We start from the raw sequence: 16642 nt of genomic DNA, 5'->3' as shown, positions 1-16642 counted from the left end.
CTGGGATTTTTTATGCTCGAACTCTTCCCCTGGTTCTCTTTTCTAATAGCCATCACACTGCTAACTCTTACCCCCGGCGTTGATACGCTGATGGTGCTGCGTCGTGCTACTGTTAACTGGCAGGTGGGTTTAATGGCAAGCCTTGGTATCTGTTGCGGTCTCTTTATTCATGGTGCATTGAGTGCTTTGGGTGTGGCTGCAGTGTTGGCAAGCTCACCGCAACTCTTCATGTGGATTCAGTATCTTGGTGCCGCCTATTTGATCTATCTTGGCCTGCAAGCGATTTTGGATGCAGTGCGTGGTCGCGATCTGCTGTTGGTGGGTTGCTCTAAACCGGTGGGGCAGGGACGCGCGTTCTATCAAGGCTTTCTGAATAATCTCCTCAACCCTAAAACATTGCTCTTCTATATGGCCCTTTTGCCGCAATTCATTTTGCCGGAGTACTCAGCGCTGACTCAATCGTTGATGATGGCAACTCTCCATTTTGTTATCGCTATGATCTGGCAGGGCGTACTGGTATTCGCGGTACATCGTGCCCGAACACTAATTGCTAAAGGAGCCTTCCTAAAGGCTGTTGATGCAGTTAGTGGTGGCGTCTTTATCGCTCTGGGTCTTCGAATTGCTCTTGCAGAGCGAAGTATTTGATGCGTTTAGAGTTAAGACTGTCACTCTTCTACTACACCTTCTTCTCACTGCTTGGTTTGGTGATGCCTTTTTGGTCTCCTTACCTTGCTAGTATTGGATTTAGTGCAGAGCAGATTGGTTGGTTGCTTGGCGCCTTTCACCTGTCACGCATTTATGCTCCCAGTATTTGGGGGTCGATAGCGGATCGCTACATGGATCGTATGCGTGTTGTTCGTTTAGGTGCTTTGTTGGCTCTTGTTACCTTTGTTCCCTTTATCTTTGTGCAGAGCTTTTGGCCGCTCATTGTTGTCATTCTCTGCTTCTCCTTTTTCTGGAATGCGATACTCCCTCAGTTTGAAGTGGTTACCCTGACACATCTGGGTACTAAGCGAGATCGCTACGGAAAGATAAGGCTTTGGGGCTCGGTCGGTTTTGTCGTCTCCGTCATGCTAGGCGGTGAAATTTTTATTGGTGAGCGAATAGGTTGGGTACCTTACGGACTATTTGTCGCATTGATTGCGATCTTCCTGGTGACCTGGTTAGTGCCAAGGCCTGCTGCCGCACCAGTTAAAGGGGAGGGAGGTAAGGTCGCTATCGCGAGTGTGATGCGCCAACCGATAGTGATTCAATTCTTCTTGGTGATCTTCTTTGCTCAATTGGCGCATGGCCCTTACAACGGTTTCTACACTCTGCTTTTGCAAGATAAGGGCTACAGTGGAATTTCGATTGGTCTGCTCTGGTCTTTAGGGGTGGCTGCAGAGATAGCGCTCTTTGCTGTGCTGCACAAACTTTGGGATCGTTTTGATTTCACTCGAGTGCTGTTGGCTAGTCTGATCATCGCGGTGATACGTTGGTTGATGTTGGCCTTTTTTGCAGATTCGACTTCGGTAGTTATCACATCACAATTAATGCATGCAGCCAGTTTTGCAGTGCTTCACGCGAGCGGTATTCGTCTAGTACAGGAGCTCTTTCCTGCAGGCAGTGAGGGCCGTGCGCAGGCACTTCACTCAAGTCTCGGTTTTGGTATGGGTGGCTTGCTAGGCTCAATTGCTGCAGGTTATCTATGGCACTATTTGGGCGCACAATATGCCTTCCTTTTTGCAGCAGCAGCGAGTCTTGTTGCCTACCTAATTGTTGCACTTGGGAAACTTGCACAACATCGCAGTGTAAATTGAGTTATTAGGCTAAGGCCCTATTTTGCACTGCGGAAAATATCGGTTATGCTGTAGCTAATCTCATTAGGAGGATTGCTATGAAGATATCCGTCGATGTCGATCTGACACCCGAAGAGTTTCGTCGCACTTTAGGTCTACCCGATGTCTCTGAAATTCAGAAGGAGATGGTAGAGCAGTTTCGTCAGCAGATGCTTTCAGGCGCCGAGGGGTATGATCCTATGTCCCTTATGAAGCCTTACCTCAATTCGGGGCTTACCTCGATGGAAGCGATGCAGAAGTCCTTCTTCAATATGATGATGAGCGGTGGCAGCACCGAAACAGAGAAAAACAAGAAGTAACGCGCACAGCTCCACGACCTACAGCGCGATTTTATAAGAGGTACACTTAGTGCGAATTCTTCGTAAATATACCAACCGTCGCCTATACGATACATCGCGTAGCTGCTATGTGACGCTTGAAGATGTAAAGCAGCTAGTGCTTAACGGTGAAACCTTCCAGGTTCAGGACTCGAAAACTGGCCAGGATTTGACTCGAAACATTCTTCTTCAGATCATTGCAGAGCAAGAGGCTGACGGTGGCGGTACGCTACTGACTAACCAGGTACTGCAGCAGCTTATCCGTTTCTACGGCGATAGCATGCAAGGGATGATGAGTCAGTACCTAGAGCAGAGTATTGGTGCCTTCCTTGAGCACCAAGACCGAATCCGTGATCAGATGAAGACGATGATGGGCGCTGCCAATCCGTTGACGATGATGAACAACCTTGCCGACAAAAACATGGCGCTTTGGAACATGTTTACGCCTGGCACTAAAACCGAAGAGACGAACGAGAAGTAGTCTACTTTAGATGTTGATGGATCGCGTCTACTGTCTGGTGGCGTGATCCAGAACCAACAAAAGCTCCAATATGCCCACCCTCTAGCGCTAACTCCTGATAGTCCACTTTCGAATCTAACAACCCTTTAAGTGCTTGGCTCGATTTAGGCGGAACTAGATGGTCCTGCTTACCAAAAATATTGAGCACCGGTGATGTGATCTTTCTAAGATCAATCTGTCGATTGAGTAGATGGATCGAGCGATTCACCAAGCCATTTCCCTGGAAGAAGAGTTCAGCAAATTCAACTGCAGCACGACCAGCTAGGTCGGGGCTGTCATTAATCCAACGCTCCATGCGCATGAAGGTTGCAGCGCTTGCAGAGTCTTTAATGTTGTTTGCTAAATTAATATCTTTTACTACCCCAAGCTGCAGCGGTTTAAGGGCTGCATAGACTTGATTGAGCAGTGAGCCTGGTAGATTGCCATAAGCGGCAACAAGTTTATTCACATCTGTTTCGCGCGTCATAGCACTCAGCGTAAAGCCATCGACCTCTGTATCGATTGGCGTCACTAGAGTCACCAGTTTGCGGATCTTCTCTGGATAGAGGCTGGCAAAACAGAGTGAGAAGACTCCCCCTTGGCAGACACCCAAGAGATCGACCTGTTGAGCCTTGGCATGTTGAAGCGTTTGTTCAACTGCGGTTGCAAGGTAGTCACCTATGTAGTCCTCAAGTGACAGGTGTCTATCACAGAGGTCTGGATAGCCCCAATCGATCAAATAGACATTGTGACCCTTGTTGCAGAGATCTTGGATAAGCGATCGTTCGGGTTCGAGGTCCAATATGGTTGGACGGTTCACCAGTGCATAGCAGATTAGTAGCGGTGTTTTGCGCGCTCTACCTTTGGCCTTAAAGTGCAGCAGACGCATCTTATCGAGTTGATAGATGCTCTCAGTTTGCAGCGCAGTCTCTGGAACTTCAGCCATCTCATTCAAAACTTTAAACGCTTTACCTAGTTGCGCTTGAGACTGGGTGAATTGATCGAATGAGTTACTCATCTCTTGCTACCTTGGATGAGAGCTCATCAAGCTTACGCTCTAGTTGGCGAATACGACGACGTTGTGCATCAAGTTGCTCAACCAGTTGATCGACCTGAGAAGGAGAGGGGATGCCCAGCTGATCACTGTATTGGCTAATCATATCGCGCCATGCGATTTTCAGGTCCGCCCAGTGGTTGAGCCAGTTGCTTTGCGCCATCTGCATGGTGGGTTGTTCAAAACGATCGCGGTAAGCGAGGTCATAGATCGAACCCCAAAGAGCAATTTGCGCGCTTGGTTCGGAATCGTTATCCACCTGCGCTAACCACTGCTCTGTTGCACTCTCAACAATTGTATTGAGTTCAGCAAGGAGCGATTGGCCGGATTGCTGCCAATCAATGAATGCGTCAATGACTTGGTTGAGCTTGGCAAATTGCGGTGAGTTTAGAGAGCCTCGCAGTTGTTCAAACTTCTCTAGCTGCTCCTGATTGAAACTCTGCAACTGATCCGTCTGGGTAAAGAGCAAGGGTGCAAGTTGTTGTGGTAGGGCTGCTTGATGCAACAGTGATTGGACATTGAACTGGTGTAGCTCTTTACGAAGCTTATCGAGTTTCGTCTCTAACTCAGACTCACCATCGTTAAGTCGGCCTAGCGCATCCACAAGCGTCTGAGAGTTGCGAGCTAGGGTTTTAACTAAGTGGCTATGGTTGGTAGAGAGTTGCTCTGGATGAAGCTCAATCTGGCTGATTAGCGTGCGCCACTCTTTCAGCATCTTCGGCTGAAGTTCGTTATTGGCAAGGTTAACTCTTTCAAGCCAATCCGAAAATTGAGTAAAGAGGGGGTTGTTCACACGCGATCCATCCACAAATGTTATGCCTCCATGGTAAAGCACTCTGCTGTGGTTATGAAGCCTCAAACGTATCCGACTTAAGCATAGCAAGCAGTGCTTTAGCGGCATTAGAGAGTGTTCTGTCGCGATGGTAGATAAAACCTAATGGACGTTCGATCGAATCGATATCTGCAGGTAACTTAACAAGCTCCTTGTCGATCAGTGTCTCTGGAAGCAGGCTCCAACCCAAGCCGACCTGAACCATCATGCGAATGGTATCTAGGTAGTTTGTACTGATGCCTAGGTTGGGTTCTAGCCCAAGTTGTAAAAGCTGTTCATGCACGATGCGTGAGGTGAAGGTGTCTGGTGCAGGAAGAATCCCTGGGTACTGGTTAATCGTCTTGAAATCGATCTTCTTAAGTTTTGCTAGCGGATGGTGTTTCGAGACGCAGTAGAAGAGGCGGTCGACCCAGAGCGTCTCTGCATGAATACGAGGATCTGTTTCAGGCGACAGCGTAATAAGGGCAAGCTCTATATCACCATGCACTACGGCGTCATAAGCGACCTCTGACTCATAAAAACGAAGATCCATCTCTACGCTTGGGTGTGCTTGAGTGAAGCGACGTAAAGTCTTCGGTAAGCGGTGCAGACTAATGTGGTGGCTCGCTGCTAAGGATAGTCTGCCAGCAACTTCACCACTTAAATTGTTCAGTAGTCGTTTGGCATCCTCAAGCTCCGCAAGAATTCGACGCGCTTGCGGCAATAGGGAGTTGCCCGCTTCCGTTAAGCGAATCTGACGGCCAATTCGATCAAATAACTTAGAGCCTAACTGCTCCTCAAGTTGTGCAATACGCTTACTGACAGCTGACTGGGTCAAAAAGAGTCGATGTGCAGCGCCAGAGAAACTTCCAGCTTGGGCAACTTCAACAAAGGCGGTAAGGGCGGCGGTATCCAAAGTGACTCCATATCTTAAATCGCTCAATCCCTAGAATTTAAGTCAAAACATCGCGACAATACAGCTCATAATTTTTAAGCAGACAAGAGACGAACGATGACACTCCCTAACTACGCCGCACCACTTCAACGTTTTGCCGACGAAATCGTGGCTTGGAATGACGCCGCAGGTAAGTACCCGAGCAGCCGCGAAGCAAGTGTAGATGAGTTGCTTAATCAAGAGGCGCGTGTCGTTGAAGAGTTGAATGAACTGATTCATGCAATGGATGTGGGCGACCTTACCGAAACTCTCGATGCAGTCTGCGATATCTTTGTTACAGCGAGCTACTACCTAGCGTTAACCAAAACCTCCGCTGAGATTAATGATGATTATGTTCTTCCTCCGGGTCAGCAGGAGTTGATCATGAAGGTTCTCAAAGAGCTAGCATCGGATGAGACTCGACCAGAAGGGCGTACCCGTGAAGTGCTTCGAGATAATAAGTTTGTCTCCGCTACACTGCGTGCTGCGATCTCTTTGGTGCGTGACCTACCGGTCGATTTCCTAGGTGCCCAGCAAGCTGTGAACGACAATAACGCCTCTAAGTATGTTGAGTCTCAAGAGGTGGCAGATGCCTCAGTTGCTCACTATGCAAGTAAGGGTGAAGAGGTTAAAGCGCATGAATCGAGCTACCTCGGCCGTAAAGTGTTTGTTCTAAAGCGCACCTCAGACGATAAGATCATGAAGCCAGTCGGTTTTGTGGGTGTTGAGCTAGCGCCGTTTATCTACTCTTAATATTTTTCGCGGCTTCCATCTTCGATGGAATGCGCTCCTACAGCACAGCTACAAAGCATCGTAGGAGCGCATTCAGGCACAGCCTGAAGCCGCGAAAATGAATTTCTTGGAACTGGTATGGAAACCAAACTACACAAACACTCTCTATTTGAAGATATCCAAGCGATAGTCACTGGCACGCTGGCGGTTGCGATGGGGGTTCTGTTTCTTAAAGAGGCTGGGCTGCTTACAGGCGGTACCACAGGGCTTGCGATTCTGATCCACTACTCGACCGGTCTTAACTTCGGTCTAACTCTGTTTTGCGTCAACTTGCCGTTCTATATCTTGGCGATTAAACGTATGGGCTGGCGCTTCACTTTTAAAACCGTATTGGCAGTAGCGCTTGTCTCAACGCTGACCGAGTTTATCCCTTACTGGGTTGATATTCGCTCGGTTGAGCCTTGGTTTGCAGCGCTTGGCGGTGGCTTGATGGTGGGTATTGGTCTGTTGATTGTGTTCCGCCATAAGGCGAGTCTAGGTGGTTTTAATGTGCTCGCACTCTACCTGCAAGAGAAGTACAAAATTCCTGTCGGAAAATCGCAGATGGCCCTGGATGTATCGATCGTTGTAGCGGGTCTTTGGATAGTCCCGCCTATGCTTCTTGCTGTATCAATTCTAGGCGCTGTAGTGCTTAATTTCGTTCTCGCGGTTAACCATAAGCCGGGTCGTTACACCGGTTTTTAATCCAAACCTGCATTACTTATCCACAACGGGGTCAGAGTAGTCTAATAAGACTACTCTGACCCCGTTGTGGTTTTGTATTCCTAATTGGAATCTAATTTATCGAAATAATGAATTTGTCTATCGTTGGCGGGTTGGTTACTATTTGCCCACTTTTAAAAACACGTGCAAACGTGGGATATACCAGGAGAGAGTAATGGCTGGTAAAACGCTATATGACAAACTTTGGGATGCACACCTAGTGCGTCAAAACGATGATGGTAGTTCTCTGATCTACATCGATCGTCAGATCCTTCATGAAGTAACTTCGCCACAGGCATTTGAAGGCCTGCGTATGGCGGGTCGTAAGCCTTGGCGTATCGACGCTAACTTGGCGACCCCAGACCACAACGTTCCTACAACTGAGCGTTCAGGCGGTGTTGATCAGATCGTAGATCCCGTTTCACGTATTCAGGTTAAGACGCTGGATGAGAACTGTGATGAGTACGGCATTGTCGAGTTCAAGATGCTTGATGAGCGCCAAGGTATCGTTCACGTCGTAGGTCCAGAGCAGGGAATGACTCTTCCTGGTTCAACAGTCGTTTGTGGTGACTCTCATACCTCTACCCACGGTGCCTTTGGTGCACTCGCTCACGGTATTGGTACATCTGAAGTTGAACACGTACTTGCGACTCAGTGTCTGATCGCTAAGAAGATGAAGAATCTTCTGATTAGTGTAGAGGGTGATCTTGGCGTAGGCGTGACTGCTAAAGACGTTGTACTGCATGTAATCGGTGTTATCGGTACTGCCGGTGGTACAGGGTTCGCGATGGAGTTCGGCGGCTCTGCGATTCGCTCACTCTCAGTCGAGGGGCGTATGACCATCTGTAACATGGCGATCGAAGCGGGTGCTCGTGTGGGCCTTGTGGCGGTTGATGACAAGACGATTGAGTACTTTAAAGGTCGTCCATTCTCGCCAACAGCAGCGCAATGGGATGCAGCTGTAGAGAACTGGAAAGATCTCGTTTCAGATGCCGACGCTAAGTTCGACAAGGTTGTTGAGATCAACGCGGCTGATATCAAGCCACAGGTAACCTGGGGTACCTCTCCAGAGATGGTTGTTGCCGTAGACGGTACAGTTCCAAATCCTGCTAATGCTAAAGATGCGGATGAGGCGAACTCAATCACGCGCGCTCTTCAGTACATGGGATTGAAAGCGGATCAGGCGATTACCGATATCAAGTTGGATCGTGTATTCATCGGATCTTGTACAAACAGCCGTATCGAAGATATGCGCGCTGCAGCTGCTGTGGTTAAAGGGCGCAAAGTTGCAAGCACAGTGAAGCAGGCTCTTGTAGTTCCTGGTTCTGGTCTTGTTAAAGCGCAGGCGGAAGCTGAAGGCCTTCATGAGATATTCATTGCAGCGGGTCTTGAGTGGCGTGAGCCAGGCTGTTCTATGTGTCTTGCTATGAACCCAGATAAGTTGGGTAATGGTGAACACTGTGCCTCTACCTCTAACCGTAACTTCGAAGGCCGTCAGGGCTTCGGTGGTCGCACACATCTTGTGAGCCCAGCTATGGCAGCAGCTGCTGCGATTGCGGGTCACTTCGTTGATGTTCGCGATTTTGAGTTGAACTCTTAAGTTAGGGCGGGAGATAGAGATATGAAAAAGTTTACGACTCACACAGGTGTTGTTGCTCCGCTTGATCGCGTCAACGTTGATACCGACATGATCATTCCAAAGCAGTTCCTTAAGTCTATTAAGCGCTCTGGCTTTGGCCCAAACCTTTTTGATGAGCTGCGTTACCTTGATGAAGGTCAACCAGATCAAGACTGTTCTGGTCGTCCATTGAATCCAGAGTTTGTGCTAAACAAGCCAGAATACGCTGGCGCAAGTGTGCTGTTGGCACGCAACAACTTCGGTTGTGGCTCAAGCCGCGAACACGCTCCTTGGGCGCTGGATGATTACGGTTTCCGTGCAGTGATTGCACCGAGCTACGCTGATATCTTCTTCAACAACTGTTTTAAGAATGGCCTATTACCGATCATTTTGACAGATGCTGAAGTGGAAGAGCTATTCCAGGCAGTAGCGGCAGCGCCAGGCATGAGCCTCACGGTTGATCTTGCAAACCAGAAGGTGATCAGTCCAAACGGAAAAGAGTATAGCTTTGATGTAGACGGCTTCCGTAAGCACTGTCTATTGAACGGTTTGGATGATATCGGCTTAACACTTGAGCATGCCGATGATATTCGTGCATACGAAGCGAAGCGCCGCGCAGAAGCACCTTGGTTGTTTGACGCGATTAAGTAATTGATCTTTTCGCGGCTTGCCTTTGCAAGGCAATGCGCTCCTACAGGGTACTTCGTAGGAGCGCATTGGAGCGAAGCGACAAGCCGCGAAATAAAAGGAAATAAAGATGAACGAAAACAAAGTTTTGATTCTGCCAGGTGATGGCATTGGTCCTGAGATTGTTGCTCAGGCGCGTCGTGTACTTGAGCTAGTTAACGCGCAGGATAACCTTGGTCTTGAGTTTGATGAAGCTCACGTGGGTGGTGCTGCTATCGATGCGACAGGTGTACCGCTTCCAGAAGAGACACTGGCTAAAGCGCATGACTCTAAAGGTATTCTTTTGGGTGCTGTGGGTGGTCCTAAGTGGGATACCAACCCAGATTTTCAGATTCGCCCAGAGAAGGGGTTGCTTGGTCTTCGTACCCAGCTAGGTCTGTTCGGTAACCTACGTCCAGCAATTCTTTACCCACAGCTAGCGCACGCTTCTACTTTGAAGCCTGAAGTGGTTTCAGATCTAGATATCCTTATCGTTCGTGAGTTAACAGGCGGTATCTACTTCGGTCAGCCTCGCGGTATTCGCACGACTGAAGCGGGTCTTCGTGAAGGTTACAACACCTACGTATATAACGAAGAGGAGATCAAGCGCATCGGTCGTGTTGCATTTGAAGCAGCGATGGCGCGTGGTAAGAAACTTTGTTCTGTCGACAAAGCTAACGTTCTTGAAGTGACCGTGCTTTGGCGTGAAGTGATGGAAGAGCTAAAAGCAGAATACCCTGAAGTAGAACTAAGCCACATGTACGTAGATAACGCTGCAATGCAGCTAGTACGTGCACCTAAGCAGTTCGACGTAGTGGTAACTGGTAACATGTTCGGTGATATCCTGTCGGATGCTGCTGCAATGCTTACTGGCTCAATCGGTATGCTTCCATCATCATCTATGAACGTTAAAGGGCAGGGTATGTTTGAGCCGTGTCACGGTTCCGCACCAGATATTGCAGGTCAAAACGTCGCAAATCCATTGGCAACTATCCTATCTGCCGCTATGATGTTGCGCTACTCGCTTGATAAGGGCGAGACTGCAGATCGAATCGAAGCAGCAGTAAGCAAGGTTTTGGATCAAAATCTGCGTACTGCCGATATCTTCTCAGAAGGTATGACGAAGGTTTCGACGACTGAAATGGGTGACGCTGTTATCGCTGCACTAAGTGCATAATCGATAGGTCACTAGTTAAAGGGCCGGTTAAATCCGGCCTTTTTTGATATAGCCACCAAACAATAATTGGGTGGCTTTAAAGTTTTTTGAGGTTAAATATGAATCGTGTAGGTTTTGTTGGCTGGCGCGGTATGGTGGGTTCCGTTCTTATGCAGCGTATGCAGGAAGAGCGTGACTTTGATCAGATCGCTGAACCGGTATTCTTCACCACTTCTCAGGTGGGTGCTGCTGGTCCAGACATAGGTAAAGAGATTGCTCCGCTTAAAGATGCGTCAGATATTGATGCACTACAAGAGATGGATGCGATTATTACCTGTCAGGGTGGCGACTACACGAAAGAGGTTTACCCTAAACTGCGCGCTGCAGGTTGGAAGGGTTACTGGATTGATGCTGCATCAGCGCTTCGTATGGATGATGAAGCGATCATTATTCTTGATCCGGTAAACCGTGATGTGATCGATAAAGGCTTAGCTAAAGGGATCAAAACCTACGTAGGCGGTAACTGTACTGTTTCGCTTATGTTGATGGGTCTTGGTGGTCTATTTAAAGCGGGTCACGTTGAGTGGCTAACATCGATGACATACCAGGCTGCGTCTGGTGCAGGTGCACGTAACATGCGTGAATTGATCACTCAGATGGGTCAAATCCGCGATGGTTCTGAAGCGCTGCTTAAAGATCCAGCCTCTGCCATTCTTGATATCGATCGTCAGGTTGTTAGCACTATGCGTAACGATCTAGCCGTTGATAACTTTGGTGTACCGTTAGCAGGCTCTTTGATCCCTTGGATCGATGTACCTGTTGCAGATGGTCAGTCTAAGGAAGAGTGGAAGGGCTACGTTGAAACCAACAAGATTCTTGGTCGCAACGCTAACCCAATCGCGATTGATGGTACCTGTGTACGTATCGGTGCAATGCGCTGTCACAGCCAGGCGTTCACAATTAAGTTGAACAAAGACCTGCCAATGGATGAGATCGAGCAGATGATCTCTGAAGCGAATGACTGGGTTAAACTTGTACCAAACGATCGTCAGATCACGATGCAAGAGCTCACTCCTACTAAAGTGACAGGTACCCTAACTGTGCCTGTTGGCCGTCTTCGTAAGATGAAGATGGGCAAGCAGTACCTCAACGCATTCAGCGTGGGTGATCAGCTTCTTTGGGGTGCAGCAGAGCCGCTACGTCGTATGCTACGTATCCTTCTAGAAGCGTAATAGTTAAGCGCTTCTACTCTGGCCCGCCACTGTGCGGGCCTCTTTGTTTTACCAGTTGATGTGAGGTTTCGGATGAGCGTTAAGGTATTTATTGTTGGTGTTGGCTCGCTAGCTGCTGATCAGTTTTTTGAACTATTTGAGGATAGTGCAATCGCCAGTGAGATCTCTCTATCACTCTGGGATGGCGAAGCGGATGCGGGCCGTTCGTTGATGGTTAACGGCCACTCAACACTTGTACGTGAATATGATCAGGCGCCTTATGCTGAAGCGAATGTAGTTGTTTTGGCCGCGCCTAATATTCCAAAAGAGATTTTGGAGATGGCATCTGAGGGTGCAACCCTAATCGATCTATACAATAACCTTGAAGCGGATAGTGCTGAACTTGCTATTGCTGGCGCCTGCTCGCTTGAGTCGGGGCAGTGGTATCGCTCGCCAGAGCCTGCATTGCTTGCTCTATTCCGTTTTTGTGATGCGATTAAAGCGAAGGTTGAACCGTTGCGCCTTAACGTTGCTGTTGCGCTACCTGCAAGTGCCCATGATCGCGCTGGTGTTGAGGCGCTAGCACTTGAGACTGCTGCACTTTTAAATGGTCGTGAAGCGACCGAACAGTACCTCGGTGCAACGCTTGCATTCAACTCACTGGCGCAAACCTTCGACCTAAACGATCAGTCTGAAACCGCAGTTGAAGCGCGTATCGCTGATGATGCGGAACAGCTGTTTGAAGATGCAGAAACCTCCGTTTCAACTGTACAGGTGCCTATGTTCCACGGTACCAGCGTGATGCTGACCATCGAGTCGAGCTCGAAAATTGAACTGGCCGATGTCACTGCAGCTGTCGATAGAGATAAATCACTGCGTTGGAGTGAGGGTAAATCGACTGCGACTCAGATGATGATTGGTCGTGAAGAGTGTTTGGTAACCCGTGTTCGTAAAGATCCGCGCGTTGATCAAACGCTGCTTGCAACTCTGATGTTTGATGAGCAGCGTTTCGGTCGTGCTGCCAATCTGATGGGGCTTCTTAGCTCATTAATCCCTAAGCACTGATCGGACTTACACCCGTTTAGTTTGAAAAAACTGACGGGTTAACTTGACCACCCGTCAGGTAGCAACAATACTGCAGTAACGACTATTTATGTTGCGCATCTAGGTGTGCACTATTGGGGAAACAGTTGTGCGTCGATTGGCACTCAATCTAGCGGTCGCAACCGCAATTTTTTCATCAAATGTAATGGCCCTAGGTTTGGGGGAGATTCAGGTAGAGTCTGCCCTTAATGAACCACTCAAGGCGGAAGTCTCGCTGCTACAGCTAAGGGATCTTCGTGCTGCTCAAATTCGTCCTGCGCTTGCCAATATCGATGATTTCAATTTGGCGGGTATCTCACGCTCTCGCTCTTTAGATGGAATTGAGTTTCAAGTTGAGATTGGTGCCGATGGTGCCGGAAAGATCTTGATTCAATCTGAAGATCCAGTGCGCGAACCCTTTTTAAGCTTCCTGATGGAGGTGAACTGGCCAAATGGTCGGTTGGTTCGTGAATATACATTGCTACTTGATCCACCTTTGATCGCAGAGCAGGGTGTACCTGAGTCTATCCAAAAACCGACTCTCCAAAACAGTGCTGATAAAGTTGTTGAAAGTGCAGTCGCGGAAACGCAGGAAGAGGCCTCTTTAACTCCAACATCAGCTGATTCTTCAGCGGCTGAAAAAGTTTTGATAGCTAATCCAAGTGCAGGTGCAGCGCAAAATCTTAAAACCACTGCAGATACCAACAAACAGCTCTATGTTGAGGTAAACGATACCCTCTACAGTATTGCTGATAACAATCGTCCAGCGGCTGATGTATCGGTTGCTCAGATGATGCTAGCACTGCAGCGTTTGAATCCAGAGAGCTTCCCTAGCGGCAACATTAATAATCTCAAAGCGGGCACCTTGATGACCCTGCCGACTGAAGCTCAGGCTAAAGAGATCAGTAAGCGTCAGGCTTTGGCAGAGACTAAACGCCAATGGGAAGAGTGGCAGACAGGTCGCGCAGCGCCTGAGGTCGTTAAACCTGCAGATCCAATCGACGAGAAAGTATCTCAGCAGGTATCAGCTCCAGTAGAAACTCCAACTCAGCCAGTGCAGGATGAAGCACAGCTAAAATTGCTTGCAGCAAAACCTGCCGAGCAGACAGAAGAGGAGAACCCAAAAGAGGATCAGGCTGAGGCACCTCTCAAAGAGTCGCCTGCAAATGGGGCGCCTATTGATGAGAAGCTATCTGTAGATGAAACAGCTACAACCGAGGTGGTTCAGCCGGAGCAGGTTGATAATGCAGTGGCTACTCCTGATGATCAATCTTTGCGTGAGCAGCAGCTAGAGCAGGCGAATAGAGATCTTGAAGACCGTCTTCTTGTTACGCAAGAGAGTGTTGCAAAGGTTGAGCGTGACAATGCGGACCTTTCAGATAAGTTAGATGCTATTCAGGAGCAATTGGTCGCTATGCAGCGACTCATCGAGCTGAAAGATCAGCAGATGGCCCAGTTACAGAAAGAGCTTCTGACACAGGTTGAGCAGAATAAGGTGGCTGCTGAAGACCCCATCATCAGTGCTATCAACTACCTTCGCAATAATCCAACTCACCTAGGTGCTGGGACTCTAGTTCTTCTACTGATATTGCTGCTGCTTCTGAGAAGCAGTCGTAAGGCCGCTACTAAATCGAACCTACCAGATACCTCTGCATCTTCTGTTGCTGTGCCAGTTGCAACCGCAGCTACAGCAGAAGCTGTGATGGACTCACAAACGATCGCATCAGATCAACTGATCAGCAACGCTACTTCGCCAGAGGTGGAGAGATCAAATGAGGTGCAGGAGAGCATCGCTCAGGCTGAAGCTGAAATTCAGTCGATGATTGATGAGGTGTTGCGAGCACGTGCTAAAGAGCACTCTGAAGAGCCAACAACTGAAGTTGTTGAACTAGAGCTCATCTCTGATTCAGATCAGATACCAGAGCCAGAGCCAGAGCCAGAGCCAGAACCAGAACCAGAACCAGAACCAGAATCGGAAGTTGTCTCTGAAATTGCGTCAGAAGATCAGCCAAGCGAGCTACCAGAAACGGCGCAAGAAAATGAGCCTGATGAGCTCCTCTCGTTAAATGATTTTGATGATGAGATTGTAAAAGAGGCCGACTCTCTTGATGCCGAGCTTACTGTCGAATCAGAGGTTTTAGATGACGAGCTTAATGACTCGATCGAAACTCTGCTCGGTGAGCTGGACGACTCTACTGGGTCTGAAGAGCCAGTTGCAGCAGAGGTGGATCTTAAGTTTGGCAAAGAGGGTGTAGTGGCATCGGTTTCAGAGCTAAATGATCTCGATCTTGAGCAGCGCGCTAACCAGGCGATGTCTATGCAGCCGCGTCCAGTTGCAGAAACTGACCTCGACTTTAACGTGACGCCGTTCGATAAAGATGCTCCAGCAGAGAGAGCTGAATCCGAAATTCCTGCAGTGGAGATGTCGATCTCGACAGACTCTAAGGCGACATTCAACCCTACAGCTGATTCGCCATCTATGCATGAGGATGATAACCACAGTATTATCAATCTTGAAGCGGAGTTTGCTGCGCTGGAAGCTGAGGGGCAGGGCGCCGTTGATGATGAGTTGTGGGCGCTTGCAGGCGGTAAGCCGGCTATATCAACAGAGCAAGTTGATGAACAGATTGATGAGAGAGCAGGTGCTGAGGGCACTGAAGAGTCGCTAGATTCTTTGGATGATCTCACCTTCCTTGATGACTCAACAGCTGACGTTCAGTCAGTTGAGGCTTCTAAGCCTGAACCTGTCGAAGAGCTGTTAGAGTTTGATGTCGAACAGCCAAGTGCGCTTGATGCGGAGTTGGACGGTATCCTAGGTGAAGTTGATTCGGAAATTGAGATTGTTGAAGAGTTTAATGATCAGTCATCGACAAGCGGCGATGAGAGTGAGCTCTTTAGCGGTACCGATGAAAATGAGACTCGTCTCGATTTGGCTCGTGCTTACATCGATATGGATGATTCTGAGGCTGCTCGTGATATCCTTACCGCAATTAGCCGAACGGGCTCTGTTGCACAGCGTGCAGAGGCAGATGCTCTCTTAAAGATGTTGGATAAAGCTTAGTTAATGAGCGATATAGATCAAAACAACGAGGCGACTGAGGTCGCCTCGTTTCGTTATGCACTGGGTGTAGAGTACGCAGGTGCAAAGTTTCATGGTTGGCAGATTCAGTCAGATGAGGGGGTGCGCACAGTCCAAGAGGAGGTTGAGCGCGCCTTATCTGTGATCGCCAATCACCCTGTAAGTGTCATCTGTGCTGGACGTACCGATACAGGTGTTAACGGCTCCTATCAGGTGATTCACTTCGATTCTCAGATAGAGCGTCCAGAGCGTGCCTGGGTCTTGGGTACAAACTCTCAGCTTCCGGATGATGTTGCTATTCTCTGGTCAAAACCTGTTGATAATACCTTTCATGCGCGTTTCTCTGCACAGGCTAGGCGTTACCGTTATCTCATCTACCCATCACCTGTAAAACCAGCGATATTGGCGCGTGGTGTCACCTGGACACACAAAGAGCTCGAGTTGTCTCGCATGCAGGCAGCGGCAAAGCATCTGGTCGGCGAACATGACTTCAGCTCCTATCGAGCTGTGGCTTGTCAGGCACATAGTCCTGTAAGGACTATTCACTCGCTTGAGGTCTATCAACGCGGCCAAATTATCGTTATTGATGTGCAGGCCAATGCTTTTCTCCACCATATGGTGCGAAACATTGCAGGGGTATTGATGAAGATAGGCTCTGGAGAGGCTGAAATCGATTGGTCAAAAGAGGTTTTAGAGGCGCGAGATCGCCGAAAAGGTGGCGTGACAGCACCGCCTTGGGGGCTCTATTTCGTCGATGTTCAGTACCCAGATCAGTATCAACTTCCTGAAGGTGGAAAAGGTCCATTTTTCTTGTCTTAGCGACTGACGTTATCGCCTAGTTTTGATAGACTTAGGTCCGTTTTAAAAGAGTCTGCGCGCACT

The 16642-nt window shown here is 48.7% G+C and carries 16 protein-coding genes; 13 read left to right on the top strand and 3 right to left on the bottom strand.

Features of this window, described 5'->3' with window-relative positions; all coding sequences use genetic code 11:
* Window positions 1–12: 12 nt before the first annotated feature.
* The 4 genes from HH196_RS04295 (at window position 13) to phaR (ending at window position 2636) form a co-directional block, all read left to right on the top strand.
* The gene (locus tag HH196_RS04295) at window positions 13–645 is read left to right on the top strand and encodes a LysE family translocator (protein WP_169450847.1); all 633 of its coding nucleotides are present in this window, start codon (window positions 13–15) and stop codon (window positions 643–645) included.
* The gene (locus HH196_RS04290) at window positions 645–1799 is read left to right on the top strand and encodes an MFS transporter (RefSeq protein ID WP_169450845.1); all 1155 of its coding nucleotides are present in this window, start codon (window positions 645–647) and stop codon (window positions 1797–1799) included. The genes HH196_RS04295 and HH196_RS04290 overlap by 1 nt, the downstream gene beginning before the upstream one ends.
* Before the next feature lie 77 nt (window positions 1800–1876).
* The gene (locus HH196_RS04285; RefSeq protein ID WP_169450843.1) at window positions 1877–2137 is read left to right on the top strand and encodes a DUF6489 family protein; all 261 of its coding nucleotides are present in this window, start codon (window positions 1877–1879) and stop codon (window positions 2135–2137) included.
* Window positions 2138–2186: 49 nt separating this feature from the next.
* Window positions 2187–2636 (top strand): polyhydroxyalkanoate synthesis repressor PhaR, encoded by a 450-nt coding sequence (gene phaR, locus HH196_RS04280; protein ID WP_169450841.1) that lies wholly within the window; start codon window positions 2187–2189, stop codon window positions 2634–2636.
* Window position 2637: 1 nt separating this feature from the next.
* Here the strand turns inward: phaR and phaC are convergent, their stop codons facing one another.
* Genes phaC through HH196_RS04265 form a run of 3 tightly spaced genes read right to left on the bottom strand, consistent with a single transcriptional unit; the run spans window position 2638 to window position 5435 of the window.
* Complete coding sequence (gene phaC / locus HH196_RS04275) at window positions 2638–3672, bottom strand: class III poly(R)-hydroxyalkanoic acid synthase subunit PhaC (RefSeq protein ID WP_169450833.1); 1035 nt, start codon at window positions 3670–3672, stop codon at window positions 2638–2640.
* On the bottom strand, window positions 3665–4516 hold the full coding sequence (locus HH196_RS04270; protein ID WP_169450830.1) for a hypothetical protein: 852 nt from the start codon (window positions 4514–4516) through the stop codon (window positions 3665–3667). Before HH196_RS04270 ends, phaC begins: the two co-directional genes overlap by 8 nt.
* A 37-nt stretch (window positions 4517–4553) precedes the next feature.
* The gene (locus HH196_RS04265; RefSeq protein WP_169450829.1) at window positions 4554–5435 is read right to left on the bottom strand and encodes a LysR family transcriptional regulator; all 882 of its coding nucleotides are present in this window, start codon (window positions 5433–5435) and stop codon (window positions 4554–4556) included.
* Window positions 5436–5531: 96 nt separating this feature from the next.
* Here HH196_RS04265 and HH196_RS04260 point away from each other — a divergent pair, with 96 nt between their 5' ends.
* The 9 genes from HH196_RS04260 to truA all read left to right on the top strand — a co-directional run bounded on the left by HH196_RS04260 (window position 5532) and on the right by truA (window position 16579).
* Window positions 5532–6206 carry a hypothetical protein gene (locus HH196_RS04260; RefSeq protein ID WP_169450828.1) on the top strand — a complete coding sequence of 225 codons (675 nt, stop codon included), beginning with the start codon at window positions 5532–5534 and terminating at the stop codon, window positions 6204–6206.
* A gap of 117 nt (window positions 6207–6323) precedes the next feature.
* Window positions 6324–6929, top strand: coding sequence for a YitT family protein (locus HH196_RS04255; protein WP_169450827.1), 606 nt, complete (start codon window positions 6324–6326; stop codon window positions 6927–6929).
* A gap of 193 nt (window positions 6930–7122) precedes the next feature.
* The gene (gene leuC / locus HH196_RS04250) at window positions 7123–8547 is read left to right on the top strand and encodes a 3-isopropylmalate dehydratase large subunit (protein ID WP_169450826.1); all 1425 of its coding nucleotides are present in this window, start codon (window positions 7123–7125) and stop codon (window positions 8545–8547) included.
* Window positions 8548–8568: 21 nt separating this feature from the next.
* Window positions 8569–9216: a 3-isopropylmalate dehydratase small subunit gene (leuD, locus tag HH196_RS04245; protein WP_169450825.1), complete on the top strand. Its 648-nt coding sequence runs from the start codon at window positions 8569–8571 to the stop codon at window positions 9214–9216.
* A gap of 106 nt (window positions 9217–9322) precedes the next feature.
* Window positions 9323–10408, top strand: coding sequence for a 3-isopropylmalate dehydrogenase (gene leuB / locus HH196_RS04240; RefSeq protein ID WP_169450824.1), 1086 nt, complete (start codon window positions 9323–9325; stop codon window positions 10406–10408).
* 98 nt (window positions 10409–10506) lie between these two features.
* Window positions 10507–11619, top strand: a complete 1113-nt coding sequence (gene asd, locus HH196_RS04235) for an aspartate-semialdehyde dehydrogenase (protein WP_169450823.1) — start codon at window positions 10507–10509, stop codon at window positions 11617–11619.
* Window positions 11620–11691: 72 nt separating this feature from the next.
* Entirely contained in the window at window positions 11692–12663 is a 972-nt protein-coding gene (locus HH196_RS04230) for an Asd/ArgC dimerization domain-containing protein (protein WP_169450822.1), read from the top strand.
* Between the two features lie 127 nt (window positions 12664–12790).
* Complete coding sequence (locus tag HH196_RS04225; RefSeq protein ID WP_169450821.1) at window positions 12791–15742, top strand: FimV/HubP family polar landmark protein; 2952 nt, start codon at window positions 12791–12793, stop codon at window positions 15740–15742.
* Between the two features lie 3 nt (window positions 15743–15745).
* Window positions 15746–16579, top strand: coding sequence for a tRNA pseudouridine(38-40) synthase TruA (gene truA, locus HH196_RS04220; protein WP_169450820.1), 834 nt, complete (start codon window positions 15746–15748; stop codon window positions 16577–16579).
* Window positions 16580–16642 lie beyond the last annotated feature (63 nt).

Source organism: Marinobacterium sp. LSUCC0821 (genome assembly GCF_012848475.1).
GTDB lineage: Bacteria > Pseudomonadota > Gammaproteobacteria > Pseudomonadales > Balneatricaceae > Marinobacterium_E.
Note: the sequence above shows the minus strand (reverse complement) of the source record. Positions and strands in the feature narration are given on the sequence as shown.

Bases quoted from the DNA above. Each gene is read 5' to 3' on its own strand.
- HH196_RS04295 (WP_169450847.1), top strand. From the start codon at position 13: ATGCTCGAACTCTTCCCCTGGTTCTCTTTTCTAATAGCCATCACACTG.
- HH196_RS04290 (WP_169450845.1), top strand. From the start codon at position 645: ATGCGTTTAGAGTTAAGACTGTCACTCTTCTACTACACCTTCTTCTCA.
- HH196_RS04285 (WP_169450843.1), top strand. From the start codon at position 1,877: ATGAAGATATCCGTCGATGTCGATCTGACACCCGAAGAGTTTCGTCGC.
- phaC (WP_169450833.1), bottom strand. From the start codon at position 3,672: ATGAGTAACTCATTCGATCAATTCACCCAGTCTCAAGCGCAACTAGGT.
- HH196_RS04260 (WP_169450828.1), top strand. From the start codon at position 5,532: ATGACACTCCCTAACTACGCCGCACCACTTCAACGTTTTGCCGACGAA.
- HH196_RS04255 (WP_169450827.1), top strand. From the start codon at position 6,324: ATGGAAACCAAACTACACAAACACTCTCTATTTGAAGATATCCAAGCG.
- leuC (WP_169450826.1), top strand. From the start codon at position 7,123: ATGGCTGGTAAAACGCTATATGACAAACTTTGGGATGCACACCTAGTG.
- leuD (WP_169450825.1), top strand. From the start codon at position 8,569: ATGAAAAAGTTTACGACTCACACAGGTGTTGTTGCTCCGCTTGATCGC.
- leuB (WP_169450824.1), top strand. From the start codon at position 9,323: ATGAACGAAAACAAAGTTTTGATTCTGCCAGGTGATGGCATTGGTCCT.
- asd (WP_169450823.1), top strand. From the start codon at position 10,507: ATGAATCGTGTAGGTTTTGTTGGCTGGCGCGGTATGGTGGGTTCCGTT.
- HH196_RS04230 (WP_169450822.1), top strand. From the start codon at position 11,692: ATGAGCGTTAAGGTATTTATTGTTGGTGTTGGCTCGCTAGCTGCTGAT.
- truA (WP_169450820.1), top strand. From the start codon at position 15,746: ATGAGCGATATAGATCAAAACAACGAGGCGACTGAGGTCGCCTCGTTT.